Here is a 23,957-nt window from a genome sequence, read left to right as displayed (position 1 = left end):
CAGAAATGATGGTTCGTTTTCTGCGAAGCGGCAAGTGGGAACTGATCGGCATGTTCGTTATTGCCTCTGTTGTTTCGCTTGTGCTTGGCGCGGTTACCTGGCTTGGACTAATGAATGAAGCAGGAAAGACGGAAGTGCGCCTCGGGGCGGCCTCCGTCTTCCTGCTTGTGAGCGCGGCTTTCGGTTATTGGGCAGCTCAGCGAATTGGACGCCGGATTGATACGCTGCATTTGTCGTTAAAGCAGGCGGCTAATGGCAATTACGGCATTCGGATCACGGAGGGCGGGCATTATTCGTTTATTGAGGTTTATCGGGAATTCAATGAGCTTGCCGGGCAAATGGAAGAGAAAATGAAATGGCTGCAAATGCGCGGCGAGGAATATGTCATGACAGAATCTGCTTCTAATGAAGCAGCGGTCCTGGAGGAGCGTAAGCGGCTTGCAAGGGATTTGCATGATACGGTAAGCCAGCAGCTATTTGCGATTCATATGTGTGCCTCTTCACTCCCGAAGCTGCAGCAGGTTGACCGCGAGCGTGCCGATTCCGTATTGGAGCAGCTAGTAAATATGTCTAATCTGGCGCAGAAGCAAATGAGAAATTTTATCGCACAGCTGCGTCCCATGGAGCTCGAAGGAAGAACATTATATGAAGCGCTGGATAAATGGTTTCCTGATTATTGCCGGCAAAACAAGCTGCAGGGCGAATTGGAATGGCGTTTGAAGGAGCGCTTGTCCGAAGCGAAAGAGCATCAGCTGTTTCTAATCGCACAGGAAGCGATGGCTAACATTGTGAAGCATGCTGGCGCATCAGGATGCACGTTAACGCTTACGGACAATGAAAGACAGGTTGTAATGATTTTGCAGGATGACGGAATCGGATTCAAGCCCGATGAGGTCAAAAGAGGCTCCTACGGTCTTTCGACGATGCAGGAGAGGGCGCAAAAGCTTGGCGGAGCGGCAGAAATATGGAGCAAGCCCGGCGGCGGAACCAGAGTCAAAGTTACGATACCTAAGATGCTGAAGGGAGAACAAGAAGAGTGAGCGGAGCAGAGCAAATTAAAATTATGATTGTAGATGACCATGACATGGTCAGGACCGGCCTTCGGACGTATTTGATGCTGGAGCCCAAATTCCAAGTGATTGCGGAGGCAAGCAACGGACAGGCCGCTATCGATTTTTTGGATTCAAGCTCGGATGACAAACGCCCGCAAATTATTTTGATGGATCTAATGATGCCAGGCATGGACGGCATTGCTGCCACGAGAGCGATTATTGCCAAGCATCCGGATATGAAGATCGTGATGCTGACGAGCTTTCTGGAGGATGATAAGGTTTATGGCGCAATCGAAGCAGGTGCTGTCAGTTATGTGCTCAAAACGGTTTCAGCGGAGGAGCTTATCTATGCCATTAGCGGCGCTTTTAAAGGAATGCCTGTGATGACGGCGGATGTATCCCAAGCATTAACCAGAGGCCTTAGGCAGCGCACGGCGCAATCGGGAGATGAAGGCTTAACAGAGCGCGAGAAGGAAGTGCTGCTGCTTATTGCCGACGGCCAATCGAACAAAGAAATTGCGGAAGAGCTGCACATCAGCATCAAAACGGTGAAAACGCATGTGAGCAATCTATTAATGAAGTGCGAGCTGGATGATCGCACCCAGCTGGCTGTTCTCGCCCATCGCAAGGGCTGGGCAAATCGCACATAAAGGAAGAAATAGGCGGGCATACTACCTCTAGCCGAATGAAGCTGAGAAATATGCTAGGGGAAGGAGCACCTTTCATGATACCGATATCGTCCGTACTGGAGTCACGGGAGCAACATTTTTTACAAACGAAGGAGCTGCTGGAGTCCAGACAATTCACGCTCGGGGGCAACTGGGAATACGACGGAGGCTCCTTTGATCGATCGCTTGATGAATCGCATAAAGTATGGCTTCGCATACCTTTCGAGGTGGTAGCCGGTCATATTGATAGTGGAGAAGCCGATAACGAGGCGACGATCAAGATGGGTACGCCTTACGTGCTGAAGCATCTTTACCGGGAAGGAAATGATCCTGAAGCATCGGTGCGCGTCGTCGGCGCGCTGTTCGATCAATTTCAAGCGCCAACCGATCCTGACGCGCATATAGAGCCCAAATGGATTGATCAAGCTAAAGCGGCTCTTGATGAAGTTGAACGGCTTTTCCCGCATTGAATACAAAAACACACACATAAAAAACGCTTCCAAAATTACTTTTGGGCGTTTTTTTTATTTCTGTTTAAATTCCTTTTAAGTTTGTTTTAAGGTAGAATGTGCATGATAGAGCTATACCAAATAACAGGCTGCGTGCGAGAAGACCGCGCGGGAGCATGATGCAATAAGATTCAAGGAGGAGAACGGACATGGATGATCAAAACAACAAAAAAGGCTTTGATGATTTCTTTCGAAAAAATGATGAGGAGCAAGGGGCGCCTGAAAGCGTTGATAGCAGCGTAAAAGAAGAGCCGCAAGCGGTTTCGGATACTCAGGAGCAAGCAGCTAAGCCCTCTTATTATTATTCTTATGGCCCTTTTAAAGCGAATGCTCAAGAAGGCGCAAATGCTGCCAATCAGGGCCCAAGCCTAGAGAAGCCTAAGCTGATTCAAGACGAGCCCTACGGGGACATACAGCGAACGCAAGCGGATGCATCGCATTCTCAAGGCGCATTGCCGGATACGGAGAAGGCAAGCCCGCCTGCGCCGATCCAATCGCCAATTCGTTCGTTTAATCCATCTCCGCAGACTGCAAAGGGACCTTGGCAGGTACGAGAATCAAAACGCACTTCTTTTAAAGCGGTATTTGTATCTTTTCTTGCAGGCGTTATTCTTGTAGGGTCATTGATGTACACTGCCGATTTAAACAATTGGTTTACGAGCGAGCCGACTGCTGCAAATACTACGCAATCGAGCGGAGCGGGCTCTACGGCTTCGGCAGGAGCGGGAAGCTCAAGCGGAGCAGCTACAGTTGCCGCAAGACCTGACAACATCGCTCAATTATTTGAGACGGCAAGTCCTGCTGTCGTAAAGATTGAAACGTTCGTGAATACAGCTAAGCGAAGCACTAGCGGCAGCATGCTGGATGATTCCTTTTTCAGACAATTTTTCGGAGATGACTACCCAGGAACGACTGAGCCTGAAGCAGGGACCAATCAAGATGACAGCCAAATGCAGCAATCAGGAATAGGTACAGGTTTTTTCTTCGAATCGACTGGCTATATCCTTACGAATCAACACGTAGTTGGCGAGTCCGATCAAATCAAAGTTATTGTACAAGGCTATGATAAGCCGTTCACAGCTGAATTGCTTGGTTCGAGCTATGATCTGGATCTAGCTGTACTTAAAGTGACTGGCGAGAAAGCATTCCCGACGCTGCCGCTTGGCAACTCCGACAACATTAACATTGGCGATTGGGTTGTGGCGATTGGCAACCCGTACGGCTTTGATCACACGGTAACTGTAGGGGTGCTTAGCGCGAAGGAGCGACCTATCGATATTCAAGATGCTCAAGGCGAACGCAAATACGAGCATTTGCTGCAAACGGATGCTTCTATTAATCCCGGCAACTCAGGCGGTCCGCTACTGAACGTGAACGGAGAGGTAGTCGGTATCAATACAGCGGTAAGCTCGCAAGCGCAAGGTATCGGCTTTGCGATTCCGACGAGCACGATTCAGGAAGTGCTTGAGAATCTTAAAAACAACACTACGATTCCTAAGCCAGCTGTTCCTTATATCGGTGCAGAGCTGCAGGATGTAACGGCAGATATCGCGAAGCAGCTTGGTATGGATGCGGTAGAAGGTTCTATCGTTCGTAATGTATACTATAATTCTCCGGCGTATCTTGCCGAGCTACAGCAATTTGACGTTATTGTCGGAATCGACGGCAAGAAATATGGGAATACGCAGGAGCTCATTGCGGCGATACAAACGAAGAAAGTCGGCGATAAGGTCGAGTTGAATATCGTACGCAAAGGCAGCGCTATGAATTTGCAGGTTGAGATCGGCGATAAGAATTTATCGGGCGCTCAATAAGATTAAACGATTGACGTAAGGCAAAAAGCGCAGAGTGACAGATGGCTCTGTGCTTTTTGCTGCAAATAAAGGGGATACGCAGATGAGACAGCATATTGTGGTAGTAGATGACGATGACAAAATTATATCGTTGCTTAGAAGGAGCTTGGCATTCGAAGGGTACGAGGTGACAACGGCTTCAAACGGCATGGAAGGATTGAAGGTGCTGCTCAAAGCCGAGCCTGACTTGCTAATACTCGATGTTATGATGCCGCAGGTTGATGGCTGGGAGGTTTGCCGCCGTGTGCGCGAGAGCGGTAGCACCGTTCCCATCATGATGCTTACCGCAAAGGATGACGTCATTGACCGGGTAAAAGGGCTTGATCTCGGGGCAGACGACTATTTGGTGAAGCCATTCGCGCTTGAAGAGCTGCTCGCCCGCGCTCGCGCACTGCTGCGCCGCAAGTCGGACAAAATCGAACAATCCAGCAATCAGCTATTATACGAAGATTTAATATTGGATATGGATGCGAGGGAGGCAATTCGCTCCGGGCGCCGGATTGAGCTTACATCGAAGGAATATGACCTGCTTCTGCTGTTTATGCAGAACCCGCGCCGCGTGCTTACCCGCGATGCGATTATGGAGAAAATATGGGGCTATGATTTCAGCGGGGAATCGAATGTGCTTGAGGTATATATTGCGATGCTGCGCCAAAAGGTAGAGGACGGAGGCAAAAACCGGCTTATTCAGACGGTTCGCGGTACCGGCTATGTGCTTCGCGGAGAGGCGGGTTAGGCATATGTCTATTAGGCTGAGGCTTACATTATGGTATTCAGGTTTGCTTGCCGTAACCCTGCTTGTGTTCGGCATTACGATATATTTATTTATTAATTGGAATACGTATGCTGACTTAAAAGAGCAATTGAAAGATCAAGACCGCAACATTGTGGTAACAGGGGGAACAACCTTCTGGGATCAATACGATTTGAATGTAGATCGCCAGTCGCGTATCGAAGAAAAGGATATGTACATACAGATCGTTAACTATGTCGAGGGAGCAATCAAGCAATCGTCTAACTTGCGGCAATTAGGCGTCGTGATGCCTTATTCAGAAGCTTCCACTAATCCTGAAGTGGATATTGTGAAAATCCAAGTGGAAATCAATAAAAAGAAATATACGATGATGATCCATCAGCGCCCTTTGCTTCAGAATGGGACGTTAGTTGGCCTACTACAGGTTGGGGCAATCCCTTATAACGAAGAAAAGTTTTTGAACGGTGTTCGTACGACGCTTATTTTTTCGTCACTAATTGTTGTGCTAATTGCGTTCACTGTTGGTTTATTTATTGCAAGACAAGCGCTTCGACCGATAGAGAGGGTCATTCGCGCAACACAGCAAATTGAGAATGGTTCGGATCTAAGCGTACGTATTCCGGCAATGGGGCCGAAGGACGAGATCGGACGATTGGTAAGCACGCTGAACGTGATGCTCGAAAGGCTTGAGATGGCTTATAACGAGCTTGACGAAGCCTATAAGGCACAGCGAAGGTTCGTATCCGATGCTTCGCATGAGCTGCGGACGCCGTTAACGACGATTAGAGGCAATATTGAGCTTCTGGAGCGGATGTGGATGAAGGTAAAGGAAACGAACCAAAATGCGGATACCGGGGACTGGATGCCGCTTGATCTAGATCGCTGGGAAATGTCGAAGGAATCGATGAGCGATATTTCTGCCGAAGCGACCCGAATGAGTACGCTGGTGAATGACCTGCTCGCGCTGGCAAGGGCGGATGCAGGGTACACGATGGAAAAGACGCCACTTGAACTTATGCCGCTTACGGAGGAGGTTGTCCGCAGGGCACAGCTGCTTCCGCGAACGGCCAATTGGGAGGTCGGCGATCTTTCTGCGCTTGTAGGCGTCCGCGTGAATGCGAATCATAATTATTTGCAGCAGCTGCTGTTTATTTTTATTGAGAATGCGTTCAAGTATACACCTGAAGGTTCGATAGAGCTAAGTGCGGTTCGGAATGAGCAGCAAATCGGGTTCGTCATTCAAGATACAGGAATCGGCATGAATCCTGAGGAGATTCCGCATATATTCGACCGCTTCTACCGGGCAGATGTATCCAGAGGCGTTACCGTCGGAACAGGACTTGGCTTGTCGATTGCAAAGTGGATTATAGACGAGCATCAAGGGTCTGTAGAAGTGACGACACGGGAGGGCTTCGGTACGAAGTTTATTATTTGGCTTCCATTAAGCTTTTCTGACACGTCTCATTCGTCTATAATAGTAGCAACGGATGAAATAAAGGAATGATAAATGTTACGTATATCCGGTCAGAAAGCAGGTGCAAGGAATGGAAATCGTAAGAATATCACCACGCGGCTACTGCTATGGCGTCGTTGATGCAATGGTGCTGGCTTTGCAAACGGTCAAAAATTTAGAGCTGCCAAGGCCCATCTATATATTAGGCATGATCGTTCATAATGCGCATGTAACGGATGCATTCGAGCAGGAAGGCGTTATCACGCTCGATGGCGCGAACCGTCTCGATATTCTCGATCAGGTCGATAAGGGCACTGTTATATTTACAGCGCATGGCGTTTCCCCCGAGGTTCGCCAGCGCGCTCGCGAGAAAGGCTTGTCTGTCGTGGATGCTACCTGTCCCGATGTAACGAGAACGCATGATTTGATTCGCGACAAGTCAGCCGAAGGCTATCATATTATTTATATCGGCAAGAAGGGGCATCCCGAGCCGGAAGGCGCAATCGGCGTTGCGCCGGAGCAGGTCCATCTGATTGAGCGTGAAGAGGAGATTGCTTCCCTTAACGTGCCGGAGGGCCGTATTCTCATAACGAATCAAACGACGATGTCGCAATGGGATATCCGTCATATTATTAGCCGCCTGTTGGAGCAGTATCCGACGGCCGAGGTGCATAACGAGATTTGCATGGCAACCCAGGTCCGTCAGGAGGCCGTTGCCGAGCAAGCGGGCGAGGCCCAGCTTACGATCGTTGTAGGTGATCCGAGAAGCAACAACTCTAATCGGCTTGCGCAGGTTTCGGAAGAAATTGCGGGGGTGAAAGCCTATCGCGTTTCCGATGTGTCGGAAATCGAGCAGGAGTGGCTTAAAGGCGTTGACCGCGTAGCGGTTACCTCGGGGGCTTCTACGCCGACTCCGCTGACGAAAGAGGTGATCACCTACCTGGAGCAATATGACCATAACAATCCGGATACGTGGGAGATTCGCCGTACAGTGAATATGAATAAGCTATTGCCTAACGTTAGGGTGAAATCCGCAGCTACGCCGTCCGCAACGGCAACGGCAGAGAAGCCGGAATAAACCGCATGTCCTAATCGAATAAGGAAGCCAGGCTCATCGTGGAGAAATGACTCGCGGTGAGTTTGGCTTCCTTCTTTTTTACAACGCATGGGTTGACGATTAAAGCATTCTCGTGTATATTTACTTTAGTGATTAAAAGCGTAGAAGCTTAAAAGCTACGAAGCGTAAAAGTCGTAAAGCGATCGTGGCGCTGTTCATATTGTTTATTCCCTTGATGTGCGTACCAGCCAAACAATGCTCGCGAAGCGGGCCTTGCTTTACCCAACCACTAAAATACAGGAGTGATCCCTATGATCGTTATTACACATTCAAACATTGCAGAAGAGCGCATTTCCGAAATCGTCGCCCATATTGAAAAAGCGGGCGTACAGGCGCATGTGTCCAGAGGTACGGACCGTACCGTTATTGGCATCATCGGCCAGGCTGAGCCAACCCTTGCTGAGCACTTGCGTCAAATGAAAGGCGTAGAAAACGTCATCAAAATTTCGAAGTCCTACAAGCTGGCAAGCCGCGACTTCCATCCGGACGATACGGTGATCGATATTAAGGGCGTGAAAATCGGCGGAAGCAACCTCGTTATTATGGGAGGACCATGCGCCGTTGAAACACCTGAGCAAATTGATGAAATCGCTCGTCTGGTGAAAGCCGCTGGCGGGCAAGTATTGCGCGGAGGCGCGTTCAAACCGCGTACAGGGCCTTACAGCTTCCAAGGCGTAGGCGTAGAAGGTTTAGTCATGATGGCGGAAGCAGGGAAGAAGCATGGGCTTCTAACGATCACCGAGGTTATGACGCCTGAATACGTAGACGTGTGCGCGGAATACGCCGACATTCTGCAAGTGGGTACGCGCAACATGCAAAATTTCGATTTGCTGCGCAAGCTTGGAACGATTCAGACGCCAGTGCTTCTGAAGCGCGGATTCAGCTCCACGTACGATGAATTCCTCAACGCAGCGGAATACATTCTAGCGGGCGGGAATCCAAACGTCATGCTTTGCGAGCGCGGAATCCGAACGTTCGAAACGTACACGCGCAATACACTCGATCTGTCGGCTATTCCGGTACTGCAATCACTCAGCCATCTGCCGGTCATTTCGGATCCGAGCCATGGCACAGGACGCCGTGAATTGGTAGAGCCGATGTCCAAAGCATCAGTAGCTGCAGGAGCTAACGGCCTGATCGTGGAAATGCATACAGATCCAGACAATTCAATGACTGGAGACGGCGTGCAATCGCTATTCCCGGATCAATTCGCCAACCTTCTGAAGGATTTGGAGAAGCTTGCACCAATCGTTGGCAAGCAATTCGATACAGAGAAAGCACCGGCGGAAGCTTTTAAAGAATGGAAGATCTAATTCTTAGTTAAATCAAAAAGCTTTGCCGCCTTCGAGGAGGCAGCAAAGCTTTTTTTGTTTGCAGTTGGCAATTTCTGCCGTGTGAAAAAAACGCTGCTACTATCTCTCAGCCTTTGCTATTCAAGGGATGGGGCGAAATTCAAGATGCTTTAAGAATGAATTGTGAACAACTGTTCAAACTTGTAAGTATAGCTTACATAGCTTTAAAAAATACCTTACATAGCTATTGACGGAGATTGAGAGCTAGTTTTATAATAACGACATGGATTTGGAGCAATAATTGAACAATACCTGTTCAACACTACGCTAATGTTCGGAAATGGAGGAAATTATTAATGTCAGTTCAAAACGTTTTGGACAATATTAAAGAAAACAGCATTCAGTTTGTAGATTTCCGCTTCGTGGATCTTCTTGGTCATGCTCACCACATTACACTGCCAGCAGCTGAGGTAGACGCTGATACTTTCGTAAACGGGGTAGCATTTGACGGTTCGTCCATTCACGGTTTCCGTGGTATTGAGAATTCCGATATGGTTATGATCCCAGATACAGAATCCGTATTTATCGATCCTTTCACTGATCACCCTACACTAAACATTATGTGTAATATTCATACACCTGAAGGCGACCGCTATGACCGCGATCCGCGCAGCATCGCTCAAAAGGCTGAAGAGTATCTTCAAACAACTGGCATTGGTACGACAGCATTTTTCGCGCCAGAGCCTGAATTCTTCATCTTCGACGAAGTTCGCTACGAAAGCTCAATGAATTCTTCCTCTTATATGGTTGAATCCGAAGAAGCTGGCTGGAACACGAACCGCAAAGAAGAAGGCGGCAACCTAGGTTCCAAAATTCCAGTAAAAGGCGGCTACGTTCCTGTAGCGCCAGTTGATTCCCAACAAGATATCCGCAGCGAAATGGTTCGCCTATTGCAAGAGTCGGGTCTTCGCGTTGAGCGTCATCACCATGAAGTTGCTACAGCTGGTCAAGCGGAAATTAACTTCCGTTTCGATACCCTTACAAAAACAGCTGACAACCTGATGAAATTCAAATATATCATTCACAATACAGCTCGCCAATACGGCAAAACGGCTACTTTCATGCCGAAGCCGCTTTTCGGTGACAACGGTAGCGGTATGCACGTTCATACTTCTATCTTCAACGGCGACGAGCCAATGTTCTACGACAAAGGCGCGTATGCAAACCTTAGTGAGCTTGCTATGCACTACATCGGCGGCGTGCTTTACCACGCTCCAGCTTTGATCGCAATCACTAACCCAAGCACGAACTCGTTCAAACGCCTTGTACCTGGTTACGAAGCGCCAGTTAACCTTGTATTCTCGAAAGGCAACCGTTCCGCAGCAATCCGTATTCCGATTGCAGCTGTAACGCCAAAAGGCTGTCGTATCGAGTTCCGTACACCGGATAACACAGCTAACCCGTATCTTGCATTCGCAGCTATGCTGCTTGCAGGCCTTGACGGCATCAAGCGCAAGCTTGATCCAGTAGCTCTTGGCTACGGTCCATTCGACAAAAACATTTACGAATTGCCAGAAGAAGAGAAAAAAGAAATTCGCAGCGTTCCTGGAACGCTTGACGAAGCGCTTAGCGCTCTTGAAGCTGATTCTGATTTCTTGACAGAAAGCGGCGTGTTCACGAAAGAATTTATCGAGAACTATGTAGCAATCAAACGCCAAGAAGCAAAAGCTGTTGCAATCCGCATTCATCCGCATGAGTTCAGCCTTTACTACGATTGCTAATCCAATCGCTAAGAAATATAAGAAACGGGTCCTTCTGGGACCCGTTTTTTTATGGATTATGAGTGAAATGTAAATGAAAACCGAATGTTCATTGTCGGTAATTCGACATACGTTCGACTTTTAGTTATTTTTATATGCGGAATATACTTGATGAAGGCCTCCAAAATTGCTATCATAACCATATCATAAAGAAACTATAGAGGTGGGTATCCGAAGATGACACGAGCATTTAATTTCAATGCAGGACCAGCCGCAATTCCACTCGAGGTGCTGAAGCAGGCACAGGAACAATTTGTAGATTATCAAGGCGCGGGCATGTCCATAATGGAAATGTCTCACCGCAGTAAAATGTATGAAGCGGTAAACGATAAATCGCAGTCCTTGCTACGCGAATTGTTCGGAATACCTGAAAATTACGACGTACTGCTTCTGCAAGGCGGCGCAAGCACGCAATTTGCCTTGCTTCCTATGAATCTTCTGCAGCCTGGCAAGCCAGGCGCGTATGTCATGACGGGTGCTTGGGCAGATAAAGCGCTGAAGGAAGCGAAGCTTGTCGGAGAAACGGTTGTGTCCGCATCGACGGAAGCCGACAAATTCATGCGTATGCCGACATTGTCTGAGATTGAGATTCCAGGAAATGCATCTTATTTGCATCTTACTTCGAATGAAACGATTGGCGGGACCCAGTTCAAGGAGTTTCCAGAAACGGGTGATGTGCCGCTAATTGCGGATATGTCGAGTGATATTCTAAGCAAACCAGTTGATGTAAGCAAATTCGGCGTTATCTATGCTGGCGCTCAGAAAAATTTGGGGCCATCGGGCGTTACGCTTGTTATTATCCGTAAGGACCTTGTTGAGAATGGTTCGAAATCTATTCCTGCAATGTTCAGATACAGCACGCATGCGAAGAGCGGCTCGCTCTATAATACGCCGCCGTCTTTCTCCGTGTACATGATGAATCTCGTGCTTGAGTGGATCAAGAATAAGGGCGGAGTTGCCCAGCTGGACCAGATTAACCAGAGCAAAACAAAGCTTATCTACGATACGATTGATCAAAGCGGAGGCTTCTATATCGGGTGTGCGCAGCCGCAAAGCCGTTCGCTTATGAATATTACGTTCCGGATCCAGAACGAGGAGCTTGAAGGCTTGTTCGTGAAGGAATCGGAGAAGGAAGGTTTTGTAGGCTTGAAGGGACATCGCGATGTCGGCGGTTTGAGGGCTTCGACCTATAACGCTGTACCGCTTGAAAGCTGCCAGGCCCTACAGCAATTTATGGTTGATTTCCAAAAACGCAACGGCTAACTGCCGAAACCCCTGCGCGTATGAATCAGCAGGGTACAAACAAGCCGCCCTCTCCTTGCAAGAAGCAGGAGAGGGCGGCTTTCATTTGCTTAACTGATGTTTATGCCTGAAGAGCAGAGTTCTCGGCAACCTGAGGGCCGCCCATCTTATAGCCGACATTGCGAACGGTCATAATGTACTCTGGCGTACGGGCATTTTTCTCGATTTTGTCACGAAGATGGCTAATATGAACGTCAACGATGCGAGTATCGCCAAGGAAGTGGTAATCCCACACGCCGTGCAGCAGCTGCTGGCGGCTGAGTACTTTGCCCTTGTGCCGGCAAAGAAACAGGAGCAGCTCGAACTCTTTTGGCGTAAGCTCAACTGGCTTGCCATCGATGAATACTTCACGCTGCTCAACTAGAACCTTCAGCCTGCCAATCGTAAAGGTGGTTTCATCCGACGTGCCAGGCAAGGACTGGACTCTGCGGAATATGGCTTGAATGCGTGAAACAAGCTCTTGCGGACTGAATGGCTTAGTCATATAATCATCGGCGCCGTTATCGAGACCTGCAATTTTATCGGTAACGTCCTGAAGCGCAGTTAGCATAACGATCGGTACGGCATTGCTTTGCTTGCGAAGCTCGCGACAAACTTGAATTCCGTCCATTTTGGGAAGCATGAGGTCTAGCACGATTAAATCCGGGCGAAATGGTTTCAGCATATCAAAGACTGCTTCACCGTCGCCTACACAGCGTACATCAAAGCCTGCCAGCTTTAAATTAAATTCAATCAGCATCGAAATGGATGGCTCGTCATCCACGACCAGTATCTTTTTTCGCATGATTCAGCTCTCCTTCATGTGTTTCCGCCTATTCTATTTCTTATTATGAGGGTGGAAATTATGCTTGAGATTAACGGTACGTAAAGTGGGTGTAAAAATATTTAGCATTTTCGTGTATAATAGGCAAAATGAGAGGTGAGATAGAAAGCCATGCCATTTCATATTGTTTTGGTAGAACCGGAAATTCCGGCAAATACAGGGAATATATCGCGTACCTGTGCCGCAACCGGTACAATACTGCATTTGGTTAGACCGCTGGGCTTCGATACGGATGACCGTACGTTGAAGAGGGCGGGACTCGATTATTGGCATTCTGTACAAATCGAGTACCATGATTCCTTTGAAGAGGTGCTGTCTGCGAATCCGCAGGGGCGTTTTTTCTATGCAAGCACGAAGGCAAGCAAGCCATATTCACAATTCGATTATCAGGATGGCGATTTTTTTGTTTTCGGCAAGGAAACAAAAGGTTTGCCTCAGGAGCTCATAGATGCGAATATGGAAACTTGTATCCGAATGCCGATGACAGATAAGGTTCGATCGCTTAATTTATCGAATTCAGCAGCAATTATCGTGTATGAGGCCCTTAGGCAAATTGATTTTCCTGGACTTGACTAATAAAGTTACTTTATTTATCATTTTTTGGGATTTATTAGCCTGGAGAAAAGTTTTTATTGCAGGATATTAAGAAATTATGAAAATGGGAAGGAAAAGCCGAGGAGCCATCGAAAGACTATAACGCAGGGGTTTCTCAAAGATGACTTGCGAAACCAGACACAGAAGAGGTGAAAGTGATGAAACCAGCAGGTGTAGTAAGGAAAGTGGACCAACTCGGACGTATTGTACTTCCAAAATCATTACGTAAACGTTATTTGATGAACGAGGGCGATCCCGTTGAAATTTTCGTCCAAGGTGACCATATCATTTTGGAGCGTTATCGCCCCAAATGCGTATTTTGCGGATCGATGGTTGAAGTTCGTGATTTCAAGGATCGATATGTATGCGGAGTATGCATGGAGGAAATGGCAGTTATACAGCGTTAATTAACGCTGCGAGCTGCTGCCTGAACGAAATGAAGCTTCCCGTATGAGCAAAAGGCTCGTGCGGGAAGCTTCATTTGTTGTGAAGGGCGTTTCCTTCATAAGGAAGCGCAGGCACGCGATACGGAGCCGAACGCTTGCTATATGCCGATTTCAAACCGGATTATAGTCCTTTTGTTTTGTCTTCGTTGTAGGAGCTGGTAAGCATCGCCGTAATGAACAATGCAAACACAGTCATGACGATAATAAAGTTCATCTGTGGGACACCTCCAAGTATGTTGTCTTTATTATAACCAACGTCGGCTAAAAAGAAAACTTTAAAAGTTGTGAACACATTGTTAACATAGAGAGTATAAGCGCAGTTATTGTTTCAGCATATGAGGAGGAGCATTTGTTATGAACTATCGATTTTCATCTCGAGTATCACAGCTTAAATCATCAGCGGTTAGAGATATTTTGAAGCTGACGCAAGGCAAGGACATGATTTCGTTCGCAGGCGGTTTGCCTGCTGAAGAATTATTTCCGGTACAAGCCATTCGCGAAGCGGCAGACCGTGCTTTTACGGCAGGTACAGGCGCGTTGCAGTATGGCTTGACTGAAGGCTATATGCCGCTGCGTGAGCAGCTATGTACGCGAATGGCCGTAAAGAACATGCATGTGAATCCGGAGCAGATGATACTGACCACAGGCTCGCAGCAGGCGATTGACTTGCTTGTTGGCGTACTAACTGAGCCTGGCGATACGGTCTTGGTAGAGAAGCCAACCTATCTGGCCAGCCTGCAAGTATTCGCGCTGCATGGGCTTAACGTTATTGCGGCCGAAAGCGATGAGGATGGCATCATTCCCGAGGATGCGGAACGGCTGATCAAGGAACACCGTCCTAAGCTGCTATATGCGGTGCCGACCTTCGGCAATCCGACGGGCAGGGTATGGAGCCTGGAGCGCAGGAAGAAGCTGCTTGCGCTCTGCAAACAAAATGAGATGCCGATCATTGAAGATGATCCTTATGGAGATATTAAATTTGATGACAGCGAACAATTCCCAACAATGTTCTCGCTTGAAGGCCAAGCAGAACGAGGAGCTGTTTTTTATACGAGCACATTCTCCAAGACGGTTGCGCCTGCTTTGCGTTCGGGCTGGGCTATGGGCGACAGCAGCGTGATCGGGATGGTAGCCAAAGCGAAGCAGGCTGCGGACCTTCATTCGAGCGCAATCGACCAGCAAATATTAAGCCAGCTGCTCAGTGGATTTGATCTTGATGCCCATATCCGACTGATCTCGGATTCCTACGGCGCGCGGATGCTGGAGATGCACGAGCTCTTGATGCGCCAGAACCTGAAGGATATTTCGTGGGTTAAGCCAAAGGGCGGGATGTTCTTGTGGCTCGAGCTGCCGGATGGCCTTGATGCAGAAGCGCTTCTTCGCTGCGCGGTGCAGAAAGGGGTTGCTTTTGTGCCAGGCAGCTCGTTCTATGGAAACAATCCGCAGCGCAATACCGCTAGATTGAATTATACGTATAATTCAGGCGCGCGCACGGAGCTTGGCGTTGATCGTTTTGTAGATGCAATTAGTGAATTTACGGCGCGGAGCTGACCTGTGCAGCCCATTCGGCTATAACTTCGCCATATTCGGTTAATGCAGCCGCACCCTCCGGGCGCAGGCTGTATTTGCCTCGGCCGACACGGTCAAACCAGCCGTAATAATTGTTCCGCAGTGTTTGCCCGCTTTGGCTATACCCTGTTATGGCGGCAACCTGGCGCGGAGCAAGAGGTCCCGCTTGCTGGAGGGCGTAAGCACACCTTAGCGCCTTCTCTCGGTAAGCAGTCACAAGCTTGCGGCCCGTGCTTCCGCCTACGTTATAATCGCCGCTGCGTTCTTTAAACTCCGTCAGAAGCTGAGCTTGCTTCCTGCGCCTGATGCCTCGCTGAGGCGCGTCTCCCGGCTGGCAGAGCAGCTCGATGACTGGCGGCTTCGTTTTATAGAAAGTTACTGTCATTAATCCAAGGCCAAGCATTCGGCAAAGCTCAGTCAAATCGCCGAAGCGCTGATTATGGGCACCGCTTTTTTTTCTGTTCCGTTCAATGGCGAGCACGACATGGCTATTCAAGCGAAGACGTTCAATCCCTTGCAGCAGCAAGGCGAGATTGAACGTTTTTTTCATTTCGACAATTATCGTTTCATCCAGCTCGGGATGGATTGCGACCAAATCGCAGTGCAGCACCTCGCTTTTTACGATAAAGCCAAGCTGCTCATAGTGCTTTTTTATAGGGGTGTACAGCTCTTCCTCGCGTGCAACAGCCACTTTCACTTTCTCCTCTCTAGTTGTTTCGATCCTTTCATCTGTCTTCATTATAACAAAGGAAGCAGCCAGCTTGTCGGTTTTTGATGGATGATGGACAAAAATAGTGTGCAATTATCCAGCCGAATAAGCATAGGATTGTTATATCTCAATAAAAGTTGGCACCACGGAATAGAGCGTCTAGAGACAAATCCCGGGCGTAGAATGATAAGTGGAATGCGGAAGCGATGGGAGGAGGCACGGTATGGACATTTTTAAGCGAATATCGGAGTATCAGGCTGAGAGCGAGAAGCTTGCATGGACAGGAACATTCAAGGAGTATATTGAATTGTTGAGGAAGGACCCGTCCCCAGCCATGACTGCACATTCACGCGTTTATGAAATGATTGAATCCCATGGGGTGGAAGATGTCGGGGGGAATAAGCAGTATAAGTTTTTCGATCAGGAAATTTTTGGGCTGGATCGTGCGATTGAGAAGCTGGTTGAGGAATATTTCCACTCATCGGCTCGCAGGCTTGAGGTGCGCAAACGGATACTGCTTCTAATGGGTCCCGTCAGCGGCGGCAAGTCAACGATTGTTACCATGCTCAAAAAAGGTCTTGAGCGCTTCTCCAGAACAGAACGCGGAGCTGTGTATGCCATTAAAGGCTGCCCGATGCATGAGGATCCGCTGCATCTCATTCCACATGAGCTTCGCTTAGATATCGAGAAGGAGCTTGGCGTACGAATCGAAGGCAATCTATGCCCGTCCTGCCAAATGAGGCTTCAGACGGAGTATAGCGGCGATATCGAGAACGTGTTTGTTGAGCGCGTGTTCATCTCGGAGGATAACCGCGTCGGAATCGGCACGTTCAGTCCGTCCGATCCTAAGTCGCAAGATATAGCCGATCTTACGGGAAGCATCGATTTCTCAACGATTACGGAGTTCGGCTCCGAATCCGATCCGCGCGCCTACCGTTTCGACGGGGAGCTTAACAAAGCCAATCGCGGCTTAATGGAATTTCAAGAGATGCTTAAATGCGACGAAAAGTTTCTATGGAACTTGCTTTCCTTGACGCAGGAGGGCAACTTCAAGGCTGGTCGTTTCGCGCTGATTAGCGCCGACGAACTGATCATTGCGCATACGAATGAATCCGAGTACAAATCGTTTATCAGCAACAAGAAAAACGAGGCGCTCCACTCCAGAATGATCGTCATGCCGGTTCCTTACAACCTAAAAGTATCGGACGAAGAGAAAATTTACAAAAAGCTGATCGCCCAAAGCGATATGCGCCATATCCATATTGCACCGCATGCGCTCCGTTCAGCCGCGATCTTCTCCATCCTGACGAGGCTTAAGGAAACGAAGAAGCAAGGCATGGATTTGGTCAAAAAAATGCGGATGTACGACGGCGAGGAAGTCGAAGGCTTCAAGGAAGCCGATTTGAAGGAAATGCAAAACGAGTATTTGGAAGAAGGCATGACCGGCATCGATCCGCGTTACGTCATCAACCGGATATCCAGCGCGCTGATCAAGCAAGATACACAATGCATAAATGCGCTTGACGTATTGCGTGCTCTCAAGGAAGGGCTGGACAGTCATCCTTCTATCACGAAGGAGGAACGCGAGCGGTACTTAAATTTCATCTCGGTTGCGCGCAAGGAATATGATCTTCTTGCGAAGAAGGAAATTCAGAAAGCTTTCGTCTACTCCTATGAGGAGTCGGCCCGCACCTTGTTCGAGAATTACCTCGACAACATAGAGTCGTATTGCAATTGGGCCAAAATCAAGGACCCGCTCACCGGTGAGGAAATGGATCCAGACGAGCGGCTGATGCGTTCAATAGAAGAACAGATCGGTGTTTCGGAGAATGCAAAAAAGGCGTTCCGTGAAGAAATATTGATTCGGATCTCCTCCTACTCGCGGAAAGGCAAAAAATTCGATTTCACTAGCCATGAGCGTCTTCGCGAAGCGGTAGAAAAGAAACTGTTCGCCGATCTGAAGGACATCGTCAAAATTACAACATCCACAAAAACGCCGGATGAGAGCCAACTGAAACGGATAAATGAAGTGACGAAACGGTTGATGGATGAGCATGGCTACTGCCCGGTATGCTCGAATGAATTGCTGCGTTACGTGGGAAGCTTACTTAACCGGTAAAGGCAATGGAAAAGGGCGAATGCAGCAAGCTGCATTCGCCTTTTCTACCTGACAGGAGCAATAAAAATGTTGACAGAGGAAGTGAAAGCGCTTATATTAATAAATATGTTGCATTTACATTTTTTTAAAACGAAATGGGAACGTTCCCAAAAATGAAAACGAGAACCAGTGTTCAAACGTGTAACCATCCATTAGTAATCAAAAATATATTTTTTATTATAAAATGGGAACGTTCCCAAAAAATAATGGGATGGAAAATGTAGGCTAGGAAAATGCTACTCGGAAAGAGGGATGAATGTGGGGTCGACAATTCATGATGTTGCAAGAGTTGCAAATACATCGAAGAGCACCGTGTCTAGGTATTTGAACGGGCTTAAGGTGAAGAAGAATACGGAAGAAGCAATCGAAAAAGCGATTATCGAGCTTAATTATCACCGCAATGTAAATGCGCGCCGACTCGTTCTTAATAAAACGAATGTGATCGCAGTTGTTGTTGATAACATTACGAATATTTTCTATTCCGGCATTATTCGCGGGATAGAAAAGGTAGCGAAAGATAAAGGGTATAATTGCATTTTCTTAAGCTGGACATCTAACTTTGAGGATGAAATTTCATTTTTGGAGCTGCTGTACGAGGGGCAGGTAGACGGCGTAATCTTGGTGAGCTTCCAAAAGCGAGAGGAAAGCGACCTTATTAAAATTAGAGAGTCCACGTACCCCATCTCGCTAGTTGGCGATCATGGAGAGCTCGAAGGTCTATTCTCCGTAGATGTCGACAATGCCGCGGGTATTGTGGATATTATTCAGTATTTGAACGGATTGGGGCACCGCGATATCGCATATATTGCCGGACCCGACAACGCAGCGGCGAATAAGTATCGTTATAAAGGCTATGTGCAAGCGATGGAAGCGCTTGGTCTTGTATATCGGCCGGAGTGGATTGTGAAGTCCGACTGGAGCAATCAAGGCGGTTATGAAGCAATGAAACAATTACTCCAAGCAAAGGGATTCACCGCCGTAGTGGCATCGAATGATGAAACGGCGATTGGGGCATTGCGAGCTGTACAAGAGCAAGGCTATAGCGTTCCCAAGCAGATATCCATTGTAGGCTACGATGATATTTCCATTTCCGAGTGGGCATACCCGTCGTTAACGACCGTCCGCCAGCCTTTTCTGGATATTGGCATTAAAGCGGCAGCGGGGCTTTTTCAAAAAATTGACGGTGATGAGGACGAAGACTTGTATCGTCATCATTTGTTGAGACCGAAACTAATTGTTCGCGATTCCTGCACTAATGTTTAACCAGAAGGAGGAATACAGATGAACGCAAAGCTAAACAAATCTCATTACGGCTATCTATTTATAGCGCCGTTTTTTATAAGCTTCGGGATTTTCGGTCTAATCCCGATTTTATATACGCTTTATTTAAGCTTTATGAAATGGGACGGATTCTCGGACCCCGTATACGTCGGATTTGCGAATTACAGCCGGCTGCTGCATGACAGCTTCTTCTACCAGACCATAGGCAATACGCTAATCATTTGGATCATGTCAATTATCCCGCAGCTGGTGCTTGCACTCGTGCTGGCGCTTATTCTCAATGAAAAATTTATTCGCGGGAAGCATTTTTTTCGGGCGATTTACTTTTTCCCTCATATTGTCACGCCGGTTACGTTGGCTGTTTTATTTTTCCTGATGTTCGATTGGCAAACGGGAACGGTTAATAAAATATTGATGAGCATCGGCATGGTCGAGGATCCGATAAATTGGTTCAACAGCCCGATGTGGTCACGGATCATCGTCGCTACCGTTATATGCTGGCAGTATTTCGGCTTTAATATGATCGTGTTTATCGCCGGCCTTCAGTCAGTACCGAATGAGGTGTTTGAAGCGGCGGAGGTGGACGGAGCTACCAAGTGGCAGACCATTACGCGCATTACGCTTCCCATGCTGCGTCCAGTGTTTCTATTTACTTTCATCACATCGGTTATCGGCGGCCTTCAATTATTCGATTCGGCGCTGATGCTGGGTGACGGACCAGGCAATACAACGAGAACAATGGTCATGTATCTGTATCAAACGGCATTCAAAACATTCGATTACAGCTACGGCGCCGCAGTCGCTTACGGCATATTCATTGTCGTCATGATATTTACAGCGTTTACCGCACGATTGACGATGAAGAAAGAATAGGAGGCGAGCACTTACATGCATAAGCAAAATTTCTCGAAAATAATCATCTACTGCTTTTTAATCGTCGTAGCGCTCATGTGTCTCGTCCCTTTCTATAGCATGTTTATTACGTCGACTCATACCAATTCCGATATTGCGAGAAAGTTGCTGCTTCTGCCCGGTGATCAATTTTTTGAAAATTACAATCGATTGATTGGAACCGTTAACATTTGGCGGGGGTTTATCAACACGACTTTTATTACCGTAACCGCTACAGTACTTAATGTTTATTTTGCGGCATTAGCGGGCTATGGATTCTCGAAATATCACTTCCGTTTCAAAAATGTACTGTTTTTGTTCGTGCTTGGCACGATGATGATTCCGGGACAACTCGGTATTATTGGCTTCTACAGGCTGATGGAAACCTTTCACATGCTGGATACGTATTGGCCGCTTATCCTTCCAGCCATCAGCAATGCCTTCGGTATTTTCCTGATGCGGCAGTTTGCGGATTCCTCGGTGCCTATGGAGGTTATCGAGTCTGCTCGAATGGATGGCTATGGCGAAATTCAACTGTTTAACCGGATCGTGCTGCCGATGATGAGCCCGGCTATCGCTACGCTTGGTATTTTTGCTTTTATTGGGAAATGGAATGATTTCCTGACACCGCTGATTGTACTGTTCGATAATGACAAGCAGACTTTGCCTGTTATGATCGCCAGCGTAAAATCACAGTTTTCCTCCGACTTCGGCGCGCAGTACGTTGGAATCGTCATTTCAGTCGTACCGATTCTCATATTTTTCTCTTTTATGTCCAAGCGCATCATCAGTGGTGTAGCTGCAGGAGCGGTAAAAGGGTAATTGCTACGTATGGAGAGGGGGAATGCCAACTAAAGCAGCAGAATGAACAGTATGGTTATATCGTCCAAGTTCATGAGGATCATACACACAGCCATTCATAAACGATTTATAAGGGGAGAATCACGATGAAAACAAAGAAATGGTTTACCTTGGTTTTGTCAGTCATCATGCTGTCCGCACTTCTTGCTGCCTGTGGAGGGAATAACAAAACCAATAACGCGAATAGCGGGAATAACGGCACGACTGGGAATACGGCGAATGAAACGGAAACGGGCAGTACAGCCGAACCCGCTGAGCTAGCGGGAGAACTCGTCATATGGACGTTCTTCGATCAAGTAAATGATATGGCTGCGCAATTTAGCGCGAAGCATCCCGGCGTTAAAATCGATGTAAAGATGTTCCCAGGAGACCAGTACCAGACAAAGCTGATGTCTGCGCTGCAATCGGGCAAAGACGTTCCGGATATTTTTGATTTGGAGAGAGGCTATATCGGGAAGTTTATGGATTCTAAATTTTTGGCCGATTTGTCCGCAATGGGTGGCGATGAGCTAGTTAAGGACTACATTCCTTACGTGCAAGAGCTGGGCCGCGCATCAGATGATACGCTCCGGGCAGTGTCAGACCATTCCTCGCCAGGGGGGTTCTGGTACTTGAAAGAGAATGCTAAGAAATATCTCGGCACGGATGATCCAGAGGAAATCAGCTTAATGGTTGATTCATGGGACAAAGTGATCGAGGTAGGCACAAAGGTTGAGGCAGAAAGCGGCGGTAAGGTTCATTTAATTGCAAATGCAGGCGATCTGTTCGATATCGAAAGTTACAATACTGCACCATGGGTCAACGACGGAAAGCTAAACATCGATACGAAATGGCAAGAAGTGTTTGAGACACAAAAGAAAATAAGAACGAGCAACGTTGACGCAAAGCTCCCATTCATGTCAGCAGGCTGGGGCAATGCGTTAAATGACGGCAGCGTGGTCCTCACTTCGATGCCGGCTTGGGCAGGTTTTATGATCGACAATAAGGACGGCAAGGCAGAGGGGAAATACGGGGTTGCGCGTACACCCGAAGGCTTTTACGTAGGCGGTACTTATCGTGGTATTTATGAGAAATCCGATAAAAAAGAACTTGCGTATGAATTCATAAAATTCATTGCCGGCGAAGAGTGGCAGCAGCATAACTTGGAGAAAACGGGGAATATGCCTGGTAACGGTAAAGTATATGAGACTAATCTGGATCGTTTTAAATCCACAATATTTGGAGATCAAAATATTCTGAAGCCCTACTACGAGACTGTGAAACAAATTCCGGCGAACAAAGCGGATAAATACGGTGAAGAAATTTTAAGCAAGTGGAGAAAAGCGGCAGGCGACGGCATTACGAATAATAAAAGCTTTGAAGATGTTGCCGCTGACTTTAAAAAGGATGTAAAAAATACGTTTCCTGAAATAGACGTGGAATAAGACAACAAAGAGCGGCGGTTGCTTGTAATGGATAAGCAGCCGCCCGCTTTTGGAAGGAGCATACAGAGCCATGGACAGCATACACGACTATATCGATCAGCTTCGAATTATTGACGGACATGAACATCTTGCCACTCCACAAATACGTAAACGTGAAAATCATGATTTTTTTGCACTCATGCATTATTTGGATTCCGATCTGAGCTCTGCTGGCATGCAGCAAGGTATATTGGGCAGGAGCAGCATGCTTCAAAATGAAGAGAAGGCCGCACAATTTCTAACCTATTGGGAACGAACGAAAAATACGACTTATGCCCGCATGTTTCGGACGGCAATGGAGGATTTGTATAGTTTTCGCGATTGGTCGGTAAACGGAATTATGAATGTGAACGAAAAGGTCATTGCCGCCTCGCAAAATCCGAATTGGTATAAGGAAGTATTAGTTGATAAATCGAAGATTGATCTTGCATTCACGTTAATTCAGACGACTAAGCTGGATTATGATTTGTTCCGTCCGATTATGTTTATGGATTTCGCTTTTAAACTGCGAAATTTACAAAGCATACAGGATGTGGAGAGACAAGCGAAAACTACAGTTCATACGCTGCAGGAATACCTTGGCGCTGTGGACTGCTTATTGAATAGATATTTACTCGAGGGCATGGTAGCAACGAAGCTGGGACATGCTTATTGGCGGACGCTTGCTAGCGAGAAGCCAACGCTGCGCGATGCGGAGCTCGTGTTCAATCGTTTATTGGCTTGTACCCTAGATGAGGGCATTTCGCAGAAAGAATCGCAGCCGCTGCAGGATTATTTGATTCATTTCATTATTCAACGATCGATTGCTTATAATTTACCGATCCAAATTCATACCGGACATCATGAGCCCAGCGTTTCTGCTAACGGCAATATGATTACAAATTCGAATGTTACGCTGCTGCTTCCGCTGCTTGCGGAGTACCGGGATGCGAAGTTTGTGCTGCTGCATTGCGGCTTCCCTTACCACGATTCTTATCTATCAATAGTAAAAAATTATCCGAATGTTTACAGTGATTTTACTTGGGTATACATCATGTCGCCTTCGGCAGGCAAAAGAATTCTCCATCAAATGATCGAGATGGTGCCGATGTCCAAAATAACGGCTTTCGGCGGCGATTACAATTATATTGAAGGAACCTATGCTCATCTCAAGCTGGCAAAACGAATCGTGTCCGACGTATTGAAGGAAAAAGTGGAGGCAAAGGAGCTTGACGAGGATGAAGCCCTCCTTTTTGCAGACCGTGTGTTTCGTGATAACCTCATTGATCTATATCAATTGGACCTTGATCAAAATTCACCCGAAGCAAACAGGAAATAGAGGTGATGATGAATAATTCAACGC

General features: G+C 47.4%; 21 protein-coding genes. 19 read left to right on the top strand and 2 right to left on the bottom strand.

Annotated features, from left to right (window positions below; translation table 11 throughout):
• Positions 1-5: 5 nt before the first annotated feature.
• From FHS16_RS03205 to serC, 10 genes are all read left to right on the top strand, one after another.
• Positions 6-1,040, top strand: a complete 1,035-nt coding sequence (locus FHS16_RS03205) for a sensor histidine kinase (RefSeq protein ID WP_183558829.1) — start codon at positions 6-8, stop codon at positions 1,038-1,040.
• Positions 1,041-1,063: 23 nt separating this feature from the next.
• On the top strand, positions 1,064-1,702 hold the full coding sequence (locus FHS16_RS03200; protein ID WP_183559641.1) for a response regulator: 639 nt from the start codon (positions 1,064-1,066) through the stop codon (positions 1,700-1,702).
• Positions 1,703-1,776: 74 nt separating this feature from the next.
• Positions 1,777-2,190, top strand: coding sequence for a YugN family protein (locus FHS16_RS03195; protein WP_183558827.1), 414 nt, complete (start codon positions 1,777-1,779; stop codon positions 2,188-2,190).
• Between the two features lie 188 nt (positions 2,191-2,378).
• Entirely contained in the window at positions 2,379-4,043 is a 1,665-nt protein-coding gene (locus FHS16_RS03190) for a S1C family serine protease (RefSeq protein ID WP_183558825.1), read from the top strand.
• A gap of 82 nt (positions 4,044-4,125) precedes the next feature.
• Positions 4,126-4,818 (top strand): response regulator transcription factor, encoded by a 693-nt coding sequence (locus tag FHS16_RS03185; protein WP_183558822.1) that lies wholly within the window; start codon positions 4,126-4,128, stop codon positions 4,816-4,818.
• Positions 4,819-4,822: 4 nt separating this feature from the next.
• On the top strand, positions 4,823-6,340 hold the full coding sequence (locus tag FHS16_RS03180) for a sensor histidine kinase (RefSeq protein WP_183558820.1): 1,518 nt from the start codon (positions 4,823-4,825) through the stop codon (positions 6,338-6,340).
• A 40-nt stretch (positions 6,341-6,380) separates the two neighbouring features.
• The gene (locus FHS16_RS03175; RefSeq protein WP_183558818.1) at positions 6,381-7,367 is read left to right on the top strand and encodes a 4-hydroxy-3-methylbut-2-enyl diphosphate reductase; all 987 of its coding nucleotides are present in this window, start codon (positions 6,381-6,383) and stop codon (positions 7,365-7,367) included.
• Between the two features lie 290 nt (positions 7,368-7,657).
• Entirely contained in the window at positions 7,658-8,719 is a 1,062-nt protein-coding gene (gene aroF / locus FHS16_RS03170; RefSeq protein ID WP_183558816.1) for a 3-deoxy-7-phosphoheptulonate synthase, read from the top strand.
• Positions 8,720-9,054: 335 nt separating this feature from the next.
• Positions 9,055-10,479, top strand: coding sequence for a type I glutamate--ammonia ligase (gene glnA / locus FHS16_RS03165; RefSeq protein ID WP_183558814.1), 1,425 nt, complete (start codon positions 9,055-9,057; stop codon positions 10,477-10,479).
• Between the two features lie 216 nt (positions 10,480-10,695).
• On the top strand, positions 10,696-11,781 hold the full coding sequence (gene serC, locus FHS16_RS03160) for a 3-phosphoserine/phosphohydroxythreonine transaminase (protein WP_183558812.1): 1,086 nt from the start codon (positions 10,696-10,698) through the stop codon (positions 11,779-11,781).
• Between the two features lie 100 nt (positions 11,782-11,881).
• On the opposite strand, the gene FHS16_RS03155 is transcribed toward serC, so the two are convergent.
• Entirely contained in the window at positions 11,882-12,604 is a 723-nt protein-coding gene (locus tag FHS16_RS03155; protein WP_183558810.1) for a response regulator, read from the bottom strand.
• A 150-nt stretch (positions 12,605-12,754) separates the two neighbouring features.
• Here FHS16_RS03155 and trmL point away from each other — a divergent pair, with 150 nt between their 5' ends.
• From trmL to FHS16_RS03140, 3 genes are all read left to right on the top strand, one after another.
• Positions 12,755-13,219 carry a tRNA (uridine(34)/cytosine(34)/5-carboxymethylaminomethyluridine(34)-2'-O)-methyltransferase TrmL gene (gene trmL, locus FHS16_RS03150; RefSeq protein WP_183558808.1) on the top strand — a complete coding sequence of 155 codons (465 nt, stop codon included), beginning with the start codon at positions 12,755-12,757 and terminating at the stop codon, positions 13,217-13,219.
• A gap of 176 nt (positions 13,220-13,395) precedes the next feature.
• On the top strand, positions 13,396-13,644 hold the full coding sequence (locus FHS16_RS03145) for an AbrB/MazE/SpoVT family DNA-binding domain-containing protein (RefSeq protein ID WP_183558806.1): 249 nt from the start codon (positions 13,396-13,398) through the stop codon (positions 13,642-13,644).
• Positions 13,645-14,037: 393 nt separating this feature from the next.
• Positions 14,038-15,234, top strand: coding sequence for an aminotransferase-like domain-containing protein (locus tag FHS16_RS03140; RefSeq protein ID WP_183558804.1), 1,197 nt, complete (start codon positions 14,038-14,040; stop codon positions 15,232-15,234).
• Here FHS16_RS03140 and FHS16_RS03135 read toward each other — a convergent pair.
• Complete coding sequence (locus FHS16_RS03135; protein WP_183558800.1) at positions 15,218-15,943, bottom strand: DUF2161 family putative PD-(D/E)XK-type phosphodiesterase; 726 nt, start codon at positions 15,941-15,943, stop codon at positions 15,218-15,220. The genes FHS16_RS03140 and FHS16_RS03135 overlap by 17 nt on opposite strands.
• Positions 15,944-16,184: 241 nt before the next feature.
• Here FHS16_RS03135 and FHS16_RS03130 point away from each other — a divergent pair, with 241 nt between their 5' ends.
• The 6 genes from FHS16_RS03130 (at position 16,185) to FHS16_RS03105 (ending at position 23,933) form a co-directional block, all read left to right on the top strand.
• Complete coding sequence (locus FHS16_RS03130; RefSeq protein ID WP_183558797.1) at positions 16,185-18,080, top strand: ATP-dependent protease PrkA; 1,896 nt, start codon at positions 16,185-16,187, stop codon at positions 18,078-18,080.
• 297 nt (positions 18,081-18,377) lie between these two features.
• Entirely contained in the window at positions 18,378-19,382 is a 1,005-nt protein-coding gene (locus FHS16_RS03125; RefSeq protein ID WP_183558794.1) for a LacI family DNA-binding transcriptional regulator, read from the top strand.
• A gap of 18 nt (positions 19,383-19,400) precedes the next feature.
• Positions 19,401-20,273, top strand: coding sequence for a carbohydrate ABC transporter permease (locus FHS16_RS03120; protein ID WP_183558791.1), 873 nt, complete (start codon positions 19,401-19,403; stop codon positions 20,271-20,273).
• A 15-nt stretch (positions 20,274-20,288) separates the two neighbouring features.
• Positions 20,289-21,113, top strand: coding sequence for a carbohydrate ABC transporter permease (locus FHS16_RS03115; RefSeq protein ID WP_183558788.1), 825 nt, complete (start codon positions 20,289-20,291; stop codon positions 21,111-21,113).
• Between the two features lie 125 nt (positions 21,114-21,238).
• Entirely contained in the window at positions 21,239-22,576 is a 1,338-nt protein-coding gene (locus tag FHS16_RS03110; RefSeq protein WP_183558785.1) for an ABC transporter substrate-binding protein, read from the top strand.
• 70 nt (positions 22,577-22,646) lie between these two features.
• Positions 22,647-23,933 (top strand): amidohydrolase family protein, encoded by a 1,287-nt coding sequence (locus FHS16_RS03105; RefSeq protein ID WP_183558781.1) that lies wholly within the window; start codon positions 22,647-22,649, stop codon positions 23,931-23,933.
• Positions 23,934-23,957 lie beyond the last annotated feature (24 nt).

This window comes from Paenibacillus endophyticus, assembly GCF_014192395.1.
In the GTDB taxonomy this organism is placed as follows: Bacteria; Bacillota; Bacilli; order Paenibacillales; family Paenibacillaceae; genus Pristimantibacillus; species Pristimantibacillus endophyticus.
Note: the sequence above shows the minus strand (reverse complement) of the source record. Positions and strands in the feature narration are given on the sequence as shown.